Source organism: Halomicrococcus pelagicus (assembly GCF_051917725.1).
Taxonomy (GTDB): domain Archaea; phylum Halobacteriota; class Halobacteria; order Halobacteriales; family Haladaptataceae; genus Halomicrococcus.
The window spans coordinates 316,181-332,920 of the sequence record NZ_JBQBLX010000004.1; the positions used below are offsets into that span (position 1 = coordinate 316,181).

Below are 16,740 nucleotides of genomic sequence, written 5' to 3' on the forward strand. Positions count from 1 at the left end.
GATGAGCCAATCTGCCGGGCGGGTCCGCGGACGCGTGGTCGAGCAGGCGACTGCGCTCCGGGAGCGCACCGCGGCGGTCCGCCAGCGAGCGCGCTCGCTCACGGTTGCGGTCGTCACCGAGTCCTGGACCCGGCGCGTCCGACTCGTGGCGGCGCTCGTGGCGCTGGCCGGACTCGGGACGCTGGCCGCGACCCGAATCGCGTTGAATGCACCAGTCACTCTGCCGAGCGTGGCGTCCGGCGCGTGGTTCGACGCGGCCGCGAGTGCGGCGGTCGTCGGTCCCGCGACTGCGGCGCTCGCGCTCGGCGTGACCGCCGACGAGTCGTGGTCCCAAATCGGGCTGATACTCGTCGGTGTGTTCGGTCTCCTGTCAGCGGTCACGCCCGCGGTCGCCCTCCCAGCGGTCGGGGCGGTCGTCGTCGGTGGCTGGCTGACGCTTGCCGGGTCCGCCGTCGTCTCCCGGTCGCCGACTCGTCGCCAGATTCGCGTCGGAGTCGTCGCGGTGGCACTCCTCGGAGGGTTGACGCTCTCGATGTTCGGCGCGGTCGGCGTCCGTCCGGCGGCGTTCCGGACCGTCGGGACGACGCTCGCGCTGGTGGGCATGGCGGCGACCCCGCTGGCGTTCCGGCCGCGAATGGGCGCGTTCGCGGTCGGCGGACTCGTTGCCGGTGCGACCTTTCACCTGACCGGGGCCGCGCCGTTCGTCTCGGGCGCAGTCGTCCTCGTCGCGGGAAGCGTCGTCAGCGCATCGGCGCTCCTGCTCGCGGCGGCCGTGGGCGGACTGGCGACGACGGTGGCGACGGGCGCGACGAACCGGCGAATCGCGCCCGCGGCGACCGGTCTCCTGCTCCTGACTGCTGGTGTTCCCTCTTCGATTCCGCGAGCGCTCGGCGCGGCACTCGCGGTGGCGTTCGTTCTCGCGCCGATTCCCGACCAGCGAGGTGATTCCACGTGAGCCACGAACACGACAAGAATCCCGACCACGGACAGAACCACGACTGCGGCTGTGGACGAGATTTCGACCATCAGCACGACCACGACGCGAACCGAGATGACGCGCCGCAGGACTGCGCCTGTGGCGGTGACTGCAGATGCACGAGTGACCCGTACGACGACGAACCCGAGTACGCGGAAGTCGAGGAGGACCCCGACCCGCAACTCGATCCGACGAGCAGTCCGGGGGTCGGCCACACCCTCGACAGTCTCGCCGACATCGAGGTGAGCCGAGACGTGACCCTCGGCGAGGTGGCTCCCGACGAACTGACCGCTGGCGACACCGACCCGGTGGCCGATGACTCGGCGCGCGAGCTGCTCGACGACCTCGCGGAGGGGTCCCGGAAGGATCGACGCCGGGCCACGCTGGCGCTGGCCGAGACCGACGGCTCCGAGGCGGTCGTGGCCGCGCTGTCGTCTGTCGCGCTCGGCGACGACGACGCCGACGTGCGCCAGTTCGCGGTCGAATCGCTCGCCAAACTTCGCGCCGAGGACGCGGGCGACGTGGCGCTGGCTGTCTCGCGCGACGACGACGACCCGTGGGTCCGGGCCGAGGCCGTGGTGGCGCTCGACCGCATCGACCGCGAGGCGTACGCCGACCGGATGGACGAGGCGCTATCGGACGACCATCACGCAAGTCGCCGGAACGCCCTCATCTCGCTGTTCAAACTCCGGGGCGAGGACGTGCTGGACGACGCCATCGAGATGGCAACCGACCCGAGCGAGCGCGTCCGTGAGTGGGCCGCCCACGTCCTCGGCGGCATCGACGACGACCGGGCGCGGCGGACGCTAGAGGGGATGGCGATCAGCGACGACAGCGACATCGTGGCACTGACTGCGCGACACGCCCGGTCGGTAGACCCGGACCGCTTCCGGCGACGGTTCACCGGCGCGATGGCCGAGGGCGACACCCTCCTGCCCGGCGAAGACCTGCTGAACCGACAGCCGAACCTGTGAGCATGCCTACGGAACACCAACTTCGGGAAGACGTGGAAGCGACGCTCCGGTCGGTCAGGGACTCCCGGACCGAGATGAACGTGTTCGAAGCCGGACTGGTCGCGGACATCGACGTCGAGGACGAGGCGGTCACGGTCGAGGTCGATTTGACCCAGTTCGACCCTCGGACCAGCACCGAGGTCATGGAGACGATGTTGAGCGCGGTCCGGGACGTGGCAGGCGTCGAGAGCGCCCACGTCGAACCTGCTACTGCCGACACCGAGGGCCGAGTGTCCATCGCCGAGATAGATTCGGTCGTCGCAGTCGCGTCCACCAAGGGCGGGGTCGGCAAGTCCACTGTCGCCACTCAGTTGGCTTGCACGCTGGCGGCCGATCGAGACGTGGCGCTGTTCGACGCCGACATCTTCGGGCCGAACGTACCCTCCCTGCTCGGCGTCGAGGGCCCCATCATGTCCGACGACGAGGGGCGGCCCATCCCGGAGACGGTCGGAAACTCCAACCTCGAAGTGCTGAGCGTCGGCCTGATGACCGACGGCGGCCCGCTGGCGTGGCGGGGCGCGATGGCTCACGACGCGCTTTCGGACCTGTTCGCCGACGCGGCGTGGGACGCCCCCGACGTGCTGGTCATCGACCTGCCGCCCGGCACCAGCGACGTGGCGCTCACGACGCTGCAGGAGGTGCCCATCGACGGGGCCGTCTTCGTCACGACACCGTTTCACACCAGCATCGAGGACACCCGTCGGAGTCGCAGGCTGTTCGACGAGAACGGCGTTCCCGTCCTCGGCACGGTGGTCAACATGGACCGGTTCGTCTGCGAGGAGTGCGGCCACGACCACGACACCTTCCCCGGCGAGACCCCGATAGACGAACTCGACATGCAGGTGCTGGCTCGCCTCCCGTTCTCGACGGACCTGCAAGACGCGCCCGAACCCGGCACCGCACCCGACTCGTTCGCGTCGCTGGCCGACACCGTGATGGGCCGACTGGAGAACGTCGAGCGCCTCGAACTGCCCGAGAACCCGGTGGATCTCCGCGGACTGGAGGGACAACAGCGTGTAGATCGCGTGCGCGAGACCTTCGAGAGCCTCGACTCCGGGGAATCACTCTACCTCGTGAGCGACCGCGATCCGACACAGGTTGGCGATTTCCTGACCAATCTTGCGGGTACGGACGGAAAGCCGACCGAAGTACTCCCCGAATTCACGGTTGAACGTCGGGGGCTCGAAAAGTGGGCGCTCAAAGCAGTTCATCCCTGAGTAGCCGTGTCCAGAGATTTTAGCCGTCACCCCTCGTTTAGCGGCGTCGTGCTCGCTGGCGGCCGCAGCCGACGCTTCGGTGAGACGAATAAGGCGGTCGCGGTCGTGAACGAGACGACGTTTGTCGAACGTGTCGTCCAAGCAGTGAGCAGCGTAACGGACAACCCACCGATAATCGCTGTGGATACTGCTGACCAACGTGCCACCGTAGAGACGGGACTTGGTTCGGTGGACGACCTGGTGTTTACGTCCGACGCGCCATCGTTTCAGGGGCCGCTCTCGGGCCTGTACGGGTCGCTCTCCGCTATCGACGAGCAGTGGTTGTTCCTGACTGGGTGCGATATGCCACGACTCTCCGCTGAGGCGATAGAGTGGCTCGCAAGCCGGCTCCCGACAGCGCGTGCATCACCGGATGCGCTCGTCCCGGTGCATGCAGACGGTGAGCCTGAACCGTTGCACGCGTTCTATCGACGGGACGCCGTGGCCGACGTTCGCAGTGAACTTCTGCCGGACGCCAGCCTCCGAGCACTCCACGACGCCCTGCCAGAGCTGGAGACCGTTCCGATTTCGACCGCTCCGTCGGACGTGTCGCTTGGTACCTCGGTCGAGAACGTCAATACGAAGCGAGAATATCACAGGATTCGGCGCAAAATCGAGAGATAGTGTAGGCCTGCGAGTGGTGCGCGGAGAAGTGTTCCGACGAGGGCGTGGATATGTCCCGGTGCATCCGACTCTGCCGGGACGTGGCCGACCTCGCCAGCGACAACGTCCGATTCACGATGTGCTAGTGATCGGCATCGCCGCGACGGGAAAGCTTTGCCCGGAGTGTTTCGAACTCCTGGTCGTCGATTTCACCACGAGCGTATCGTTCTCGGAGCGTCGCCAGCGCGGGGTCGGTCCCCCGCTCGGATCCACGACGACTCAGCAGGACGTATACGAGCGCGAGCGGGATGACGAGGAGGATGACCATCCAGAGGATACCCCAGAGTCCCATCCATCCGGATCCAGCCATCCAGCCGTTTCCCCACATGTGGCCGCCGCCCCACATGTGTCCACCGCCGACTGGGTCGGCGACGACCGTTCCGGTCGCGGTTGCGACGAGCGTGGTCACGGTAGCGACTAGCGCTACGATTCTCGTTTCGAGTTGCCTGGCAAGAGTCATGTGGAGTTCACCCTTCTATCTGCTACTACGACGACTATCGGGTTATATCGAGCCGTTCATTCTCACCGCTTGAGAATGCCGTTTCGGCGCGGTTTGCCTGTATCGCCGTCCTCGATAGTGAGGGGACAGCGGCGACCGCGATTGTGCCTCAAACACTATGCCAATGGCGGACGAACCGGGGGAGTGGCTATGGAGTACACAATGACCCGGCGCGTCGATGGGCCGTTTCAGGATGTCGTCGATTCAGCTATTGAGGCGCTGGAAGAGGAAGGGTTCGGCGTCCTGAGTGACATCAATCTACAGGCGAAACTGGAGGAGAAACTCGGTCTCGAAGGATATCCGGAGTATCGCATCCTCGGGGCGTGTAACCCACCGCTGGCAGAGCAGGGATTGGACGCCGAACGCGACCTCGGTACGCTCCTGCCATGCAACGTCGTAGTCTACGAGGCTGACGACGGCGACGTGGTCGTCAGCGCCGTCGACCCCCAGACGTTGCTCGGCGTCGTCGACAACCGGGACTTAGATGGCATCGCCGGAGATGTTCGCGACCGATTCGACCGCGTACTCGACGACGTTGCCGCCGCGTACTGACGGGGTTCTCCGCCACAGCCCATCACTATTCAGCTACTTGCTCCCCGCGTTCGCCGTACTCAACAGGGTTCGCAGTACTCTTTCAGCCACGTTCCTGCGAGCAGTGCGCCACCCATAGTTCTGATACGTACCAGTCAATACTGGTGAACCTACGTTCAGCAGCAATCGGTCCCGAACGACATCTTCACACTGTGGACAGACAGTGGTCTACGACAAACGTACCAACTCCAAAGGACGTCCCTTCGCGACACCGGTACAGCCGTTGGGTTTCGACCTATCATCTCACTTGATGAAATATAATTCAACTAACACTTATTGCACCCCACCACTTCGGTTCGGTAGGGGTTGACATACCACGGGTTCCTCGTGGAGTCACCCCTCCGCCGTTCACCCACGTGATCGGCAACGCAGTCACGTCCGAACAACACCCACGACACACCATGAAACGAACGTCAATAACGGGAGAACCAGTGGAGAGTGACCGAACGGCAACGGACGGGAACCATCTCGACGTCAACCGTCGTCGACTTCTGAAGGCGGGCGTCGTTACGGCGACCATTGCTGCCGCCGGAGGTGGACCTGGAACTGCCATAGCGCGATCGACCGATTGGGACGATACCACGCTGACCGATCAGCTGAAAGTCGTTCGCGAGGCAACGCAGCCATTCAAACGATTGGAGAACATGGCCGACGCAGGGTACGTCAGTGCGCCGATTCCGATCGTTTGTAGCGAGGGTCTTCACTTCGACAATGCCGCTCTCTGGGAAAAAGGCGAGCTCGACCCCGAAAACCCACAGTCCCTCTTCTATATGGTCGACGAAAATGGAAAGCTCGAACTCGGCGGCGCCGAATTCATCCTCCCTACCGAACTGGACGAGAACGACGATCCCAAAGTTCCCAAGCCTGATCTCTTCAACGACGAAAGCGAACCACTGGAGGGGGATACGCTTCGAGGGACACCTGAGGAGGACGGATGGATACTCATCGAAGATCCCGGGACGGGAATGCATATCTGGGACTTGCACGTGTGGGTGCACGAAAGGAACCCGGAAGGCGTGTTCAGCCTGCCGAATTCCCGGTTCGCCAACATGCCCGGTTGTGTCCCCCTCGAAGAACTCTGACCACAGTGCAATCGGTCTGATTTCCGGATGTATGGGGCGGTTCGAGACGGATGCCTCGGAGATCAAGTCCCGAGGCGATTCACACCGGGTCTCCCTCTCTCGCTTACGTCGATGACGTTCACGTTCTCGTCGAGCGTCAGTTCCAATTCGGCACCCTCATGCTGGAACGTAACTCGAACACGGGGTGGATCTGTTGTGATGAGTTCAAAGTCAATGTCCTCCTTGGGATCTACGTCTCGGTATCGCGGTTGGAAACTCCCACTGTCATCATCGTACTGGAGGGGAACCCCATGGTCGGCGTAGAAGGCGATCACGGCTGGATGGTGCATGACCAGCCACGAGCACGATGGCACATACTCGCCGGAGGCCTTGCAGACGGGACAGCGAAACCGAGCCATCACCTCGTACCGCCGGTCGCAATTTGGACATACCCCCTCGGCCCCGTGGTCGTCACAGACGTGTAGCCACCCCTCCATCGGGCCCGAGCACTCGGCACACACCCCTTCGACCGCGGATTGCAAGTTCCACGTTCCCCTGACAAAGGCCGCATTGAGTAGCTCTTCGGGCTTCCGGTCGGTCACAACAGCCGGATTGAGGTTCACCCCTGCGAGCGTCCCCTCCGGAAACTGATCGCGGTTCCCGAATCGCCCTTCGCACTCGGTACAGACATGAAAGAGCCACTCATCGTGGTAGGTAACAACCGTGGGCGCGCCACACACAGGACAGGCCCGGTCGACCTCGGTCGGGTCGAGTTCAGGGTTGTCGAGGCCCGCACCCGCGATGACCGATTGCACGAGCTTGTGGCCAGCGCGCCGGAGCTCGTAGCCGTCGTCGGTGTGGCGGACGAAGTGCCCGACGAGTTGCGTGAGGTGGTAGTTGAACTGCGAGCCATCGCGCATCCCGACGCGTTTGCGCAACTCCGCGAACGCGACGGTGTTCTCCGCTTCAAACGGTTCGTATGCCTCCCAGAGGGCCAGCAAGATCGCCAGCCGGGTCTCGTTCCCCAGGACGGAGAAAGCCTCCGTCGCGCGTGGCCCGGCAGCGCCCGCAGCCGCCTCCAGTGGTGACTCGGTCGAATTCAATCTGTGCATGTGAGAGAGTAACACACACCGCGATATAAAACGGAGGGGCGAGTACTGAATACAGGGCGCGTATTCAGCACGCTCCGGATGAGTTGCCAGAATCTGCCATAATAGGCGTGCTGCATACAGAGTGTGTTTTCAGCAAACGTCAATTGCTCGTTCCGATTCGACCGCCGACTTACTTTGCGACTGTCCAGAACCGAACACTCTGTGGCACGTTCCACAGTATCTCAGGGAGGTCGCTTTCCGCCGGTTCGTTTTCCCTGACCTCATGACGCCTGTGTTCGATGAGCCGTCGAACCTCGAACCCGGCGTCGACGAGAGCGTTGTGAAGGTCGGCAACCGTTCGGTCGAAGACGGTCAACTTCGATTCGTAGTCCTCGTCGATCGTAATCTCCCGAGGGCTAGTGTCGAAATAGCTCCCCTCGATACTCCCCGTGTCGTTATCGAGATTCTCGTAGAGGGGATGTGGCACGCTGAGTACAAAGACACCGCCATCCCGCAGGACGCGATGGGCTTCGAAGAGAGCCTGGTCGAGATGTTCGACCATCTGGAAAGCTGCCTCGGAGGACGCTACGTCGAACCCGTCGTCAGCGAGCGGAAGGTTCGTCACGTCACCTTTGATAAACTGGACTTCAACGCCGTAGAAGTTCCGTAACCGTCGTGCGTGCCGCAGTTGCTCTCCAGAGAAATCGACTCCAACGACGGTCTCAGCCCCTAGTTTGGCCGTACCGACGCTCCCTTGACCCCCACCGCACCCCAGTTCGACGTAGTCCTTGCCCTCGACAGAGGCGAGAATGTCGGGGTGGCTGCCTCCCGGGGCATCCGGCGCAAACGGGGACGGGGCTGGTGGAAGCTCTCCTTCCCCCGTATTTGCGTTCCACACGGCCTGGAACTCCTCGCTCCACTCGTTCCAGAGCTGTTGGTTCTCCTGTCTATGCTCGGTCATGAGTCGTCCTCCATTCGCACGCAGTATCAATATTTCGTAGGGTTGGTACATCACCACATGAATCGATGTTCGGCTTGCTGATAACGATAGAAGTGATAACGTCGCCAGAACCCTCGGGGCCACGTTTTCCAACAACTGAAGAGTACGCTCTTGACGTAACAACGTGGCCGAGAGACCGTACGTGCCCTGTATTCAGCACGCCGCGACGACTACTATCTTCATTTGACATACTGTTCGGTGATTAGTTCGCACCACGAACTGAACAGCTCTGTCGGGTAGATGGGTAGTACAAAGCATTGGCTGAGCAATTCGGTGGACCACCTCTTTGCCGACGGAATTCGTCCGGCGACTCTACAGGCGGAGCAGGCCGAGTACCTCGGGTCACGCTCCGAGGGTGAAAGCCCTACGTCCCGCTAAACGTATTGATCCAGACTGTTCCACGAGTTTACTGGTGAGAGCGAAGAAACGCGGCCGTTAGATGAGGAGTTGAATGTCGGCGTCGGCCATGTCCTGAATCGCCGTGGCGGCGCCCACGCCCGTCCTCACGCCGTCGTAGAAGTCGTCCTCGTCGTAATCCATCAGGTCGATGGTCATCTGGCACGCCTGGAACTCGACGCCCATATCGAGAGACGTCTCGATGAGTTCTTCGATGGTAGCGGTGTCGTTGTCGTCGATTTTCTTCTCCATCATCTTCGTCGTCACGCGATCCATGCCGGGGAACGCGGCGACGGCGTTCGGCACGGGCATATTGGGGTTGCCGACCGAACTCAGCTTCAGATTCTTCGAGCGCTCCTCGTGGAGGATGTCGAGTCCCCAGAACGTGTGGAACACCGTCACTTCGTAGCCGAACGCGGCAGCGGTGCTGGCGAGGATGAGCGGCGGGTACGCCATGTCGAGCGTTCCCTTCGTCGCGATGATCGACACTTTCGGCTGGCCGTCGTCGTCTGTCGCTGCGGCGAGCTGTGTCTCCAGCTCGTCGATACGAGCAGCGAGTTCGGCGCGCGAGGGAGCGCCCTCACTCGATGACGGTGATGTATCCGTACTCATCGTCAGAAGGTGAACACCTGATCAGCGTTCTCGACTTCCTCGAGGAACGTGGCCGCGCCCGCAAATTTGGTGGTGACGGTGTCGTCGATCGACTCCTGGTCCCATTCGAGCATGTCGAGCGTCGTCGTGCAGGCGACCGTGGTGACGAGATTGCCGCCGTCGGCGACGAACGCGTCGAGCAGGTCGTAGGGATTAGGCATCCCCGCTTCGAGCAGCGGTTCGATCTCTGAGACATCCTTCTCGCCTTCGAGGAGGTGCGTGAGTCCGTCGAAAGTGAAGTAGACGAGGACCTCGGTGTCAGATGCGATAGCCGTGTGTCCGAGGTTCATCGCCATTGCGAGACTCTTCGGACTGTCGTTGTCGACGATAATTCCGATTTTCTCCATTGTGATCACTCGGTCTTGCGCACGTAGTGTGTGTACGCGTCGTCGCCTTCCTGCTGGTCGACGAGTTCGACGCCGTCGGTTGTATCGGCCCAGCCGCCAAGGTCGCTCATGCTTCCGGGATCGGTTGCGAGGACCTCTAGAATCTCACCTTCGGCGAGCTGGTCGATGTTCTGCTTGGTCTTGACGACCGGCATCGGACAGTTTTCGCCCTTTACGTCGAGGGTCTCGGTGACTTCGTACTGCGTCATGATATTGACTCCACTACCCAATACTGGGTGGGCTCTGAAAAGCGTGTCGGTGGTAATCCTTCGTTGGGGCAATACCCTCATGCCCACTATAATTATAGGCTCTTTAGCGACGCTGAGCGGCAAAATTCCAAGAAAGAGTGTTGTGTAGTAGATGAACTACTATACAAAGCCTTATTTACGAGCAGTCGGTAGACGGGAGTGACGATGACCGAACCGGACCCCGAATCTGACACAACGGTCGCATCGACCACGCCACCCGAACTGAAGGATCGCATCGACAGCGGCGAGGATGTGTTTATTCTCGACGCACGCTCGAAGGGCAACTTCGAAGAGTGGCACATCGACGGCGAGAACGTCGACATCGTGAACTACCCGTACTTCGAGTTGCTCGACGGCATCCCTGAGAATCTCCACGCAGACCTCCCCGACGACCAGCGCATTACCGTCCTGTGTGCGAAGGGTGGTTCGAGCGAGCTCGTCGCCGAACACCTCGACGAGGACGGCTACGACGTCGACCACCTCGCACACGGCATGAAGGGCTGGGCACGTATCTACGAGTACCAAGAACTCGACGCGGACGTCGACGCCACGGTCGCCCAGTACCGACGGCCATCCAGCGGGTGTCTCGCCTACCTTATCGTCTCCGACGGTGAAGCCGCCGTAATCGACCCGCTCCGGGCGTTCACCGACGAGTACGTCCAAGACGCACGCACTCTGGGCGCCGACCTCACGTACGCACTCGATACGCACGTCCACGCCGATCACATTTCTGGCATTCGCGACCTCGCGACAGAGACGGACGCAACGGCAGTCCTTCCGGCGGCAGCTGCAGATCGGGGCGTCGACTACGAACCGTCCTACGAGACGGTCACTGACGGTGACACCCTCTCGGTCGGTGACATCGATATCGAGGTCATCTATACGCCCGGGCACACGACCGGCATGACCGCATACAAAGTCGGTGACGTCCTGTTCACGGGCGACGGGCTCTTCACCGAGAGTGTGGCTCGCCCCGACCTCGAGGATCCCGAGGCTGCGAAGGATGCAGCCCGGACGCTCTACGAGAGCCTGCAGAAGCAGGTCCTAATCCAGCCCGACGACACGGTCGTCGCGCCGGCGCACTTCAGTGATGCGGCGACGCCAAACGACGACGGTACGTACACCGCGGAACTTGGCGACTTGGTCGAGCGGATGGACGCGCTCACGATGGACGAAGACGAGTTCGTCGAGTTCATCGTCGCGGACATGCCGCCCCAGCCGGCGAACTACGAGGACATCATCGCCACCAACCTCGGCCAGCAAACTCCTGATGACGAGGAGGCGTTCGAGCTCGAGCTCGGCCCGAACAACTGCGCTGCGAGCGATGAGGCCCTGACTAACTGATGATGGAGCCACTCGTCCCGCTGCTCGCATTCGGAGATCCCTTCCCGCGAGGGATACTGCCGTACCTCCTCGGCGGCCTGCTCGTCGGGCTCGGCGCGGCAGTCATCTATCTCGCAACCGGAATCATCGCGGGCGCGAGTACGTTCCTCGAGTCGACGCTCTCGTACGTCTCGGGTGTCGACCGGTTCAACCGCTTCAAGTACATCCAGTCGCGCGGCTGGCGGGTCGTGTTCACCGTCGGTATCGTCAGTGGCGCGGCCGTCTGGGGGCTCGTCCTTGCGCCCGACCCCGCCATCTGGACAACTGATGTCCAGTGGTGGCGGCTGCTCGGGGGCGGCTTCCTCGTCGGCGTCGGCACTCGCCTGGGCAAAGGGTGTACGTCGGGTCACGGCGTCTGTGGCGTCGGCTCGCTGTCCAACACCTCGCTGGTGAACGTCGCAACCTTCCTGGTTACCGCGATCGGGACCGCCCAACTCGTCGCGGCCACGGGGGTGTCACCATGAGTGAGAGCGAACGCGGCCCCTTGTTCCTACCCGTCGTCTACATCGGGGGGCTCATCTTCGGACTCGGCCTGGCCATCAGTGGGATGGCTCGTCCCGAGGTCGTCCTGGATTTCCTCCAGTTCGACGACTTCGGCCTCCTGTTCGTGATGGGTGGAGCAGCTGTCGTCACCGGTCTCACGTTCGCGGTGGCGACCCGGTTCCTCGACAGCGCACCCCTCACCGACGACGCGTACACTCGCCGCCTGAAGTCGTTCGACAGGAACGTCCTGCTCGGCGGCGCTATCTTCGGCGTCGGGTGGGGGCTCTCCGGTATCTGTCCCGGAGCAGCCTATGCCAGCTTCGGCGTCGGCAACTACCCCATCCTCTGGGCGATTGCGGGAATGTTCCTCGGTGCGTACACACAGGGATACGCTCGGTCGCTCACTACTGGCGACGCATCAACTAGCTAACTATCATGTACTCATCCGCTTACAGCACAATCGAGCGACAGCAGAATTGCACTATAATGGTATATCAGAACAAGACAACGGAGGCTGCGTGACATGTTCGGACTGGAAACCCTGAGCGGTTCAGCGCGGGCGATAGCCACCGTGGGGCTCGTCTTCGCGGAGGCAATCGTCCTGTACGTCGGGTATGGTGTGCTCAATAGTATACTCGGTTCAGCCGTGATCGACGCGGTTGGAGGTGACTGACGATGGCGATCTTCGGCATGAGTCTCACCATGATCGCGGTCTTCGTGGGGTTCGGCCTGCTCATCGGGACTCTCTTCGGGTTCTTCGGGATGGGCGGGTCGTTCCTCGTGACGCCCGCGCTGCTCGTTATGGGCTACCCATCGACGGTCGCCGTCGGGAGTGGGCTGGCGTTCGTCTTCGGGACGAGCGTCATCGGCGCGCTTCGACACCGCGACCACGGGCAAGTCGACTACAAACTCGCGGTGATCATGACGATCGCCATGACTCTCGGCATCGAAGGTGGGAAGAGCGTCGTGTTCTTCCTCGAAGCGACTGGCATGGCCGATCTCATCATCAACGTCGCGTACGTCGGTCTCCTCGCGATAGTGGGACTGCTCACGCTCCGCGACGCGTGGTCCGATGACGAGGACGCCGAAACGAGTAGTGACCTCGCGGACCGCGTCCAGTCCATCCACATCCCGCCGATGGTGACGTTACGCGGTGGTGTCCGCGTCTCGGCGACCATCATCTTCGCGGTAGGACTCGTCATCGGCGTTCTCTCCGGATTCCTCGGCGTCGGCGGTGGGTTCCTCTTGATGCCTGCGATGATGTACGGGCTCGGCGTACCCGCAGCCATCGCCGTCGGGACGGACATCCTCCAGATTACGATTTCGGGCGCGTTCGGCGCATTCACGTACGCGCAATCCGGGTCCGTCGCGCTGCCCGTCGTCGGCTTCCTGCTCCTCGGGAGTTCGCTCGGTGCACGCATCGGGGCAGGGGCGACGAACCTCGTGGACGAAGACGAGATCAAGGGGTATTTCGCCGCGATGCTGCTCGCCGGGAGCGTGGCCGTCGCCGCGAACAAACTCGGTACTGTCTACGGTATCGAGGTGCTCAACACCGTGAGTACCGTCCTCATCTTCGGGGCGGCGCTGTTCGTGAGCAGCGCGGTCATACTCGCTGCCATCTGTCGGCTCCGGGACGATCGGACTAGCACGTTGTGTCAGCTCACCACGTCATAGTCTGGTGTAGTATTGTACTAACCATACAAACTCTTTTGAGTCTGCATCTCCTACTCCTAGTTAGTAATGACCGAATCAATGAGCGGGATGCTCCAAAAGGACATGCAATGCGAAGGACTGCTAGAATGTTTCCACGATCTCAAGGAAATCGACACGGACATCTTCCAGTTGCTTCACGAACGACAGAGCCCTCTCACCGTCGATGAGATCGCTGAACAGGTCGAACGTGAACGGTCGACCGCGTATCGGGCCGTCCAGCGGCTCCTCGAGACAGGCCTCATCCAGAAAGAGCAGGTGAACTACGAACAGGGCGGCTACTACCACGTTTACCGGCTGCGGTACGCCAAGGAGATTCCTAACGAGATGCAGCGAACGCTCAATGACTGGTACGCCCAAATGGTGCAGCTCATCGGCGAGTTCAACGACAGGTACAGTGAAGAAACGCAGCCCGCTGCACCCGTAGAGAGCTAACCCGGCTGTTCACTTAGCCTGAAGTCAAGGATGTCGAACGTAAGCGACGTATCCAACGTCCACTCCCCCAGCATTCCACGCCGTCCGCTCGTTTCCTCTAATCGGAGTTGCTAACAGCTGTGCCTCTCTTCCCGGAGGATGGCGTCACAGGGTTTTACCCGTTTTCTCCACAATCTAGCAGTAGGATGGCTTCGAACGGTGAACCGACGCTCCCACCACTGGCCCGAGACGCCCTTGACGCGCTCACGACAACAGCGCCGCACGACGACAGCTTTAGCTACGAGCGCGCCTGTACGATCCTCGCTGAAGAAGAGGGCCTGAGCCAACCAGCCGCCGACGATATCATCGAACGCCTGCTGTTACGTGGGCATCTCTACGAAGTCGACGGCGAGCTTCGGCTCACCGAGCCGTGATGAGCGGCAGGGCTACTTCGCGGTCAAAATCCGGTCATAGAGACGTCAATTGAATAGTCTATACTCTCGAGTGGCCCTCGTAGATGGATTCACCGAGTGTGTCCCAGACTTCAGCTACTTCGAACTCGTCAGCCGGAACGACGAGAACGCCGCCCTTCAGGGCGGGCGTAAAGCCGACAGCTCCTCCACAATCCACCGTCGGTTGCAATCCGGCGCTTGGGCCTGAACTCGGACTGACGAGCCTCGACTGCTGCACGAACGGCTAGCTCGAAGTTTCCGGTACGCGGGCACGTCATCCAGCGCGACGACCGTGAGCGCTGTGTCAACCAACTGGGTGGCCTTCACGAGAACGTAGCGGGGGTCAGTCCCTGGTCTCACAGCCATTGGATTTGCGTTCTTGGTCGGGGTGTTCAGAGACGTACACCGTGGTATTCGCAGGGACGTTCTCGGTAATCCAGGAGTTGGCGCCGATGCTGACGTGGTCGCCGACGGTGATAGCGCCGAGGACGTTCGTCCCGGCACCGATGACGACGTGGTCGCCGATGTCGGGGTGGCGCTTGTACCCCTTCTTGAGCGCGTGGTCGGCGCCCTCTTCTTCTTCGAAGTGGAGGGCGCCGAGAGTGACGTTCTGGTAGAGCCGGCACCAATCACCGATAGTGGCGGTCTCGCCGACGACGACGCCGGTGCCATGGTCGACGAAGAAGTAGTCCCCGACCTCGGCGCCGGGGTGGATGTCGATGCCCGTGTCGCTTTTGGCGGCCTCGGTGAGTTCGCGGGCGTACTCGTGCGCGCCCTCCGTATAGAGTTCGTGGGCGACACGCTGGGCGACGATGGCGTGGAACCCCGGGTACGCCCGGATGACCTCGAGGTAAGACTTCGCAGCGGGGTCGCCCTTGTACGCGGCCTCGACGTCGCGTTTGAGACGCTCTCTGATCTCGGGGAGGTCGTCGAGGACGGCACTGATACAGTCCCGGGGGTCGGCGTCGGCGGCGGCATACAGTCGGCAGCCCCGTATGAGCTGCTCGCCGAGCTCAGTGAGGGTCTCCTGGACGTCGTCGGGATCAGCGTGGTCTGCGTAGGCGTTCCAGCAGCTCGGGAAGAGGAGGCGGTGAAGGAGGGCGAGTTCGGTGCGCGCGTGCGAGGTTTCGGGGGCGGCACGCGGCTCGTGGACCGGGAATGGGGGCTCGTCGGCCTCGTAGGCGGCGACCAGCGCGTGGTGGGCGTTGCCGGTGTAGCGGTACTCCATCACTCTCTCCGTAAGCGGCTAGCCGGAAAGAGGCTATGGGATACGGCGGCAGGTTCGACGGCTCTGTCGAAATCCTCAGTAGGAGAAAGGTTCCACAATCGTGCTGAACAGAGGGCGCATGTTCATCGCGGAGAGTGACTCGGAGTCGTCCAACCCGGTTGAACGGGACCGCACAATGCCAAAATCAGGATAAGAAGTTGCGTAGAACTGCTGGTGGAGTCACCGATCGAGTCGCCAGGGAAGACTGTCCATCCTCGCTGGCGGGCTACGCTTTCGCCGACGCTCCCTCGTGGAGACCGGTGACGGCCCCCGAATCGTCGAGAATCGCGACCACTCGGTCACCGTCGGCCTCCAGCACCACTTCGAGTTCGAACGGGTCCTCCGAGAGGACTGTCTGGCGTTCGACGACCTCCAGTTCGACACGGAGCCAGTCCTCCCAAGGGTCGTATTCGTGCTCGTCGAGGAACACGAGCACGCGTGGCTCGGTGAGCAGGTATCGGTTGCTCGGACCGGTGACCAGTAGGTGACAGACGTCACAGACCCTGATGAACTGCACCTCGAAGATGGTGTCACACGACGCACAGCGGCGGCCCGGCTCCACCTAGTGGTCGGGACAGACGCGAGGCTCACGCTCATGGGCCCGGTACAGTCGGGACAGACTCCTTCCACAGCCGACATGATATCGTGTTTGATCTTGACCGTCAGCGCCGAGTAGAACGCCTCCGGGTCACGCCGGCGGGTGCCGACGGGCGAAAGCGATTCGGCCAGGCTCAGTGCCCCATCGAACCCGGTACCGCCGAATGTGCCCTCGCACTCGGTGCACCTTTCCGCGAAGTGACCGAGGGTGCGGTCGGTGTTGCACTCGAGGACAGTCTGGCCGCCACAGATGGGACAGGGCTCGTCGCGCGGTTCTGCGTCGAAAACGACCTCGTCGGTAAACGTCCCGGCGAGGATCGCGCTGACCACGCGCTCGCCCTCGCGCCGGAGGATGTAGCCGTCCTCCGTATGGTGGACGAATCGCCCGAGAAGTGGCTTGAGATGGTAATTGAACTGCGAGCCGTCGCGCATGCCGACGGCCTTGCGCAACTCCGTGAACGTCAGTGGTTGCTGAGCGACGTGGACGTCAGTGTTACGGTGCTCCCAGAGTGTGAACAGGATGGCGAGCCGCGTTTCGTTCCCCAGAATCGCGAACGCTTCGTCCGCTGCCTCCTCCGCGAGGGTATCGGTGTTCATCGGCTC

General features: G+C 62.3%; 21 protein-coding genes and 2 pseudogenes. 14 read left to right on the top strand and 9 right to left on the bottom strand.

Annotation, left to right across the window (positions count from 1 at the left end):
• Position 1: 1 nt before the first annotated feature.
• From ACTF4R_RS13195 to ACTF4R_RS13215, 5 genes and pseudogenes are all read left to right on the top strand, one after another.
• Positions 2-955 (top strand): DUF8068 family protein, encoded by a 954-nt coding sequence (locus ACTF4R_RS13195; protein ID WP_440008352.1) that lies wholly within the window; start codon positions 2-4, stop codon positions 953-955.
• On the top strand, positions 952-1,950 hold the full coding sequence (locus ACTF4R_RS13200) for a HEAT repeat domain-containing protein (RefSeq protein WP_440008353.1): 999 nt from the start codon (positions 952-954) through the stop codon (positions 1,948-1,950). Before ACTF4R_RS13195 ends, ACTF4R_RS13200 begins: the two co-directional genes overlap by 4 nt.
• A gap of 2 nt (positions 1,951-1,952) precedes the next feature.
• The gene (locus ACTF4R_RS13205) at positions 1,953-3,206 is read left to right on the top strand and encodes a P-loop NTPase (RefSeq protein WP_440008354.1); all 1,254 of its coding nucleotides are present in this window, start codon (positions 1,953-1,955) and stop codon (positions 3,204-3,206) included.
• 48 nt (positions 3,207-3,254) lie between these two features.
• Complete coding sequence (locus ACTF4R_RS13210) at positions 3,255-3,869, top strand: molybdenum cofactor guanylyltransferase (RefSeq protein WP_440008355.1); 615 nt, start codon at positions 3,255-3,257, stop codon at positions 3,867-3,869.
• Between the two features lie 8 nt (positions 3,870-3,877).
• Positions 3,878-3,982: pseudogene (locus ACTF4R_RS13215) on the top strand (four-helix bundle copper-binding protein); the annotation flags it as partial.
• Between the two features lie 8 nt (positions 3,983-3,990).
• On the opposite strand, the gene ACTF4R_RS13220 reads toward ACTF4R_RS13215, so the two are convergent.
• Positions 3,991-4,317 (bottom strand): SHOCT domain-containing protein, encoded by a 327-nt coding sequence (locus ACTF4R_RS13220; protein WP_440008356.1) that lies wholly within the window; start codon positions 4,315-4,317, stop codon positions 3,991-3,993.
• Positions 4,318-4,557: 240 nt separating this feature from the next.
• On the opposite strand from ACTF4R_RS13220, the gene ACTF4R_RS13225 reads away from it, so the two are divergent.
• Together ACTF4R_RS13225 and ACTF4R_RS13230 are read left to right on the top strand one after the other, a co-directional pair.
• Positions 4,558-4,959 (top strand): DUF302 domain-containing protein, encoded by a 402-nt coding sequence (locus ACTF4R_RS13225; RefSeq protein ID WP_440008357.1) that lies wholly within the window; start codon positions 4,558-4,560, stop codon positions 4,957-4,959.
• A 440-nt stretch (positions 4,960-5,399) separates the two neighbouring features.
• Positions 5,400-6,080, top strand: a complete 681-nt coding sequence (locus ACTF4R_RS13230) for a hypothetical protein (RefSeq protein ID WP_440008358.1) — start codon at positions 5,400-5,402, stop codon at positions 6,078-6,080.
• A 62-nt stretch (positions 6,081-6,142) separates the two neighbouring features.
• Here ACTF4R_RS13230 and ACTF4R_RS13235 read toward each other — a convergent pair whose 3' ends face one another.
• From ACTF4R_RS13235 to ACTF4R_RS13255, 5 genes are all read right to left on the bottom strand, one after another.
• Positions 6,143-7,171: a winged helix-turn-helix domain-containing protein gene (locus ACTF4R_RS13235; RefSeq protein WP_440008359.1), complete on the bottom strand. Its 1,029-nt coding sequence runs from the start codon at positions 7,169-7,171 to the stop codon at positions 6,143-6,145.
• Positions 7,172-7,340: 169 nt separating this feature from the next.
• On the bottom strand, positions 7,341-8,111 hold the full coding sequence (locus ACTF4R_RS13240) for a class I SAM-dependent methyltransferase (protein WP_440008360.1): 771 nt from the start codon (positions 8,109-8,111) through the stop codon (positions 7,341-7,343).
• 474 nt (positions 8,112-8,585) lie between these two features.
• On the bottom strand, positions 8,586-9,158 hold the full coding sequence (locus ACTF4R_RS13245; RefSeq protein ID WP_440008361.1) for a DsrE/DsrF/DrsH-like family protein: 573 nt from the start codon (positions 9,156-9,158) through the stop codon (positions 8,586-8,588).
• Between the two features lie 2 nt (positions 9,159-9,160).
• On the bottom strand, positions 9,161-9,544 hold the full coding sequence (locus ACTF4R_RS13250; protein WP_440008362.1) for a DsrE family protein: 384 nt from the start codon (positions 9,542-9,544) through the stop codon (positions 9,161-9,163).
• Between the two features lie 5 nt (positions 9,545-9,549).
• Positions 9,550-9,792, bottom strand: coding sequence for a sulfurtransferase TusA family protein (locus tag ACTF4R_RS13255; protein WP_440008363.1), 243 nt, complete (start codon positions 9,790-9,792; stop codon positions 9,550-9,552).
• Positions 9,793-9,996: 204 nt separating this feature from the next.
• Between ACTF4R_RS13255 and ACTF4R_RS13260 the strand changes: the two genes are divergently transcribed.
• From ACTF4R_RS13260 to ACTF4R_RS13290, 7 genes are all read left to right on the top strand, one after another.
• Positions 9,997-11,175 carry an MBL fold metallo-hydrolase gene (locus tag ACTF4R_RS13260; RefSeq protein ID WP_440008364.1) on the top strand — a complete coding sequence of 393 codons (1,179 nt, stop codon included), beginning with the start codon at positions 9,997-9,999 and terminating at the stop codon, positions 11,173-11,175.
• 2 nt (positions 11,176-11,177) lie between these two features.
• Positions 11,178-11,678 carry a YeeE/YedE family protein gene (locus ACTF4R_RS13265; RefSeq protein WP_440008494.1) on the top strand — a complete coding sequence of 167 codons (501 nt, stop codon included), beginning with the start codon at positions 11,178-11,180 and terminating at the stop codon, positions 11,676-11,678.
• Positions 11,675-12,127 carry a DUF6691 family protein gene (locus tag ACTF4R_RS13270; RefSeq protein WP_440008365.1) on the top strand — a complete coding sequence of 151 codons (453 nt, stop codon included), beginning with the start codon at positions 11,675-11,677 and terminating at the stop codon, positions 12,125-12,127. The genes ACTF4R_RS13265 and ACTF4R_RS13270 overlap by 4 nt, the downstream gene beginning before the upstream one ends.
• Positions 12,128-12,220: 93 nt before the next feature.
• Complete coding sequence (locus ACTF4R_RS13275) at positions 12,221-12,370, top strand: DUF7512 family protein (RefSeq protein WP_440008366.1); 150 nt, start codon at positions 12,221-12,223, stop codon at positions 12,368-12,370.
• Positions 12,371-12,372: 2 nt separating this feature from the next.
• Positions 12,373-13,371, top strand: coding sequence for a sulfite exporter TauE/SafE family protein (locus tag ACTF4R_RS13280; RefSeq protein ID WP_440008367.1), 999 nt, complete (start codon positions 12,373-12,375; stop codon positions 13,369-13,371).
• Between the two features lie 66 nt (positions 13,372-13,437).
• Positions 13,438-13,842: a helix-turn-helix domain-containing protein gene (locus tag ACTF4R_RS13285; RefSeq protein WP_440008368.1), complete on the top strand. Its 405-nt coding sequence runs from the start codon at positions 13,438-13,440 to the stop codon at positions 13,840-13,842.
• 185 nt (positions 13,843-14,027) lie between these two features.
• Entirely contained in the window at positions 14,028-14,255 is a 228-nt protein-coding gene (locus tag ACTF4R_RS13290; RefSeq protein ID WP_440008369.1) for a hypothetical protein, read from the top strand.
• Positions 14,256-14,616: 361 nt separating this feature from the next.
• Here ACTF4R_RS13290 and epsC read toward each other — a convergent pair whose 3' ends face one another.
• The 3 genes and pseudogenes from epsC to ACTF4R_RS13305 all read right to left on the bottom strand — a co-directional run.
• Positions 14,617-15,501 carry a serine O-acetyltransferase EpsC gene (gene epsC, locus ACTF4R_RS13295; RefSeq protein ID WP_440008370.1) on the bottom strand — a complete coding sequence of 295 codons (885 nt, stop codon included), beginning with the start codon at positions 15,499-15,501 and terminating at the stop codon, positions 14,617-14,619.
• 265 nt (positions 15,502-15,766) lie between these two features.
• Positions 15,767-16,102 carry a DUF7351 domain-containing protein gene (locus ACTF4R_RS13300; protein WP_440008371.1) on the bottom strand — a complete coding sequence of 112 codons (336 nt, stop codon included), beginning with the start codon at positions 16,100-16,102 and terminating at the stop codon, positions 15,767-15,769.
• Positions 16,090-16,734: pseudogene (locus tag ACTF4R_RS13305) on the bottom strand (winged helix-turn-helix domain-containing protein); the annotation flags it as partial. The gene ACTF4R_RS13300 and the pseudogene ACTF4R_RS13305, both read right to left, overlap by 13 nt.
• Positions 16,735-16,740: the final 6 nt, after the last annotated feature.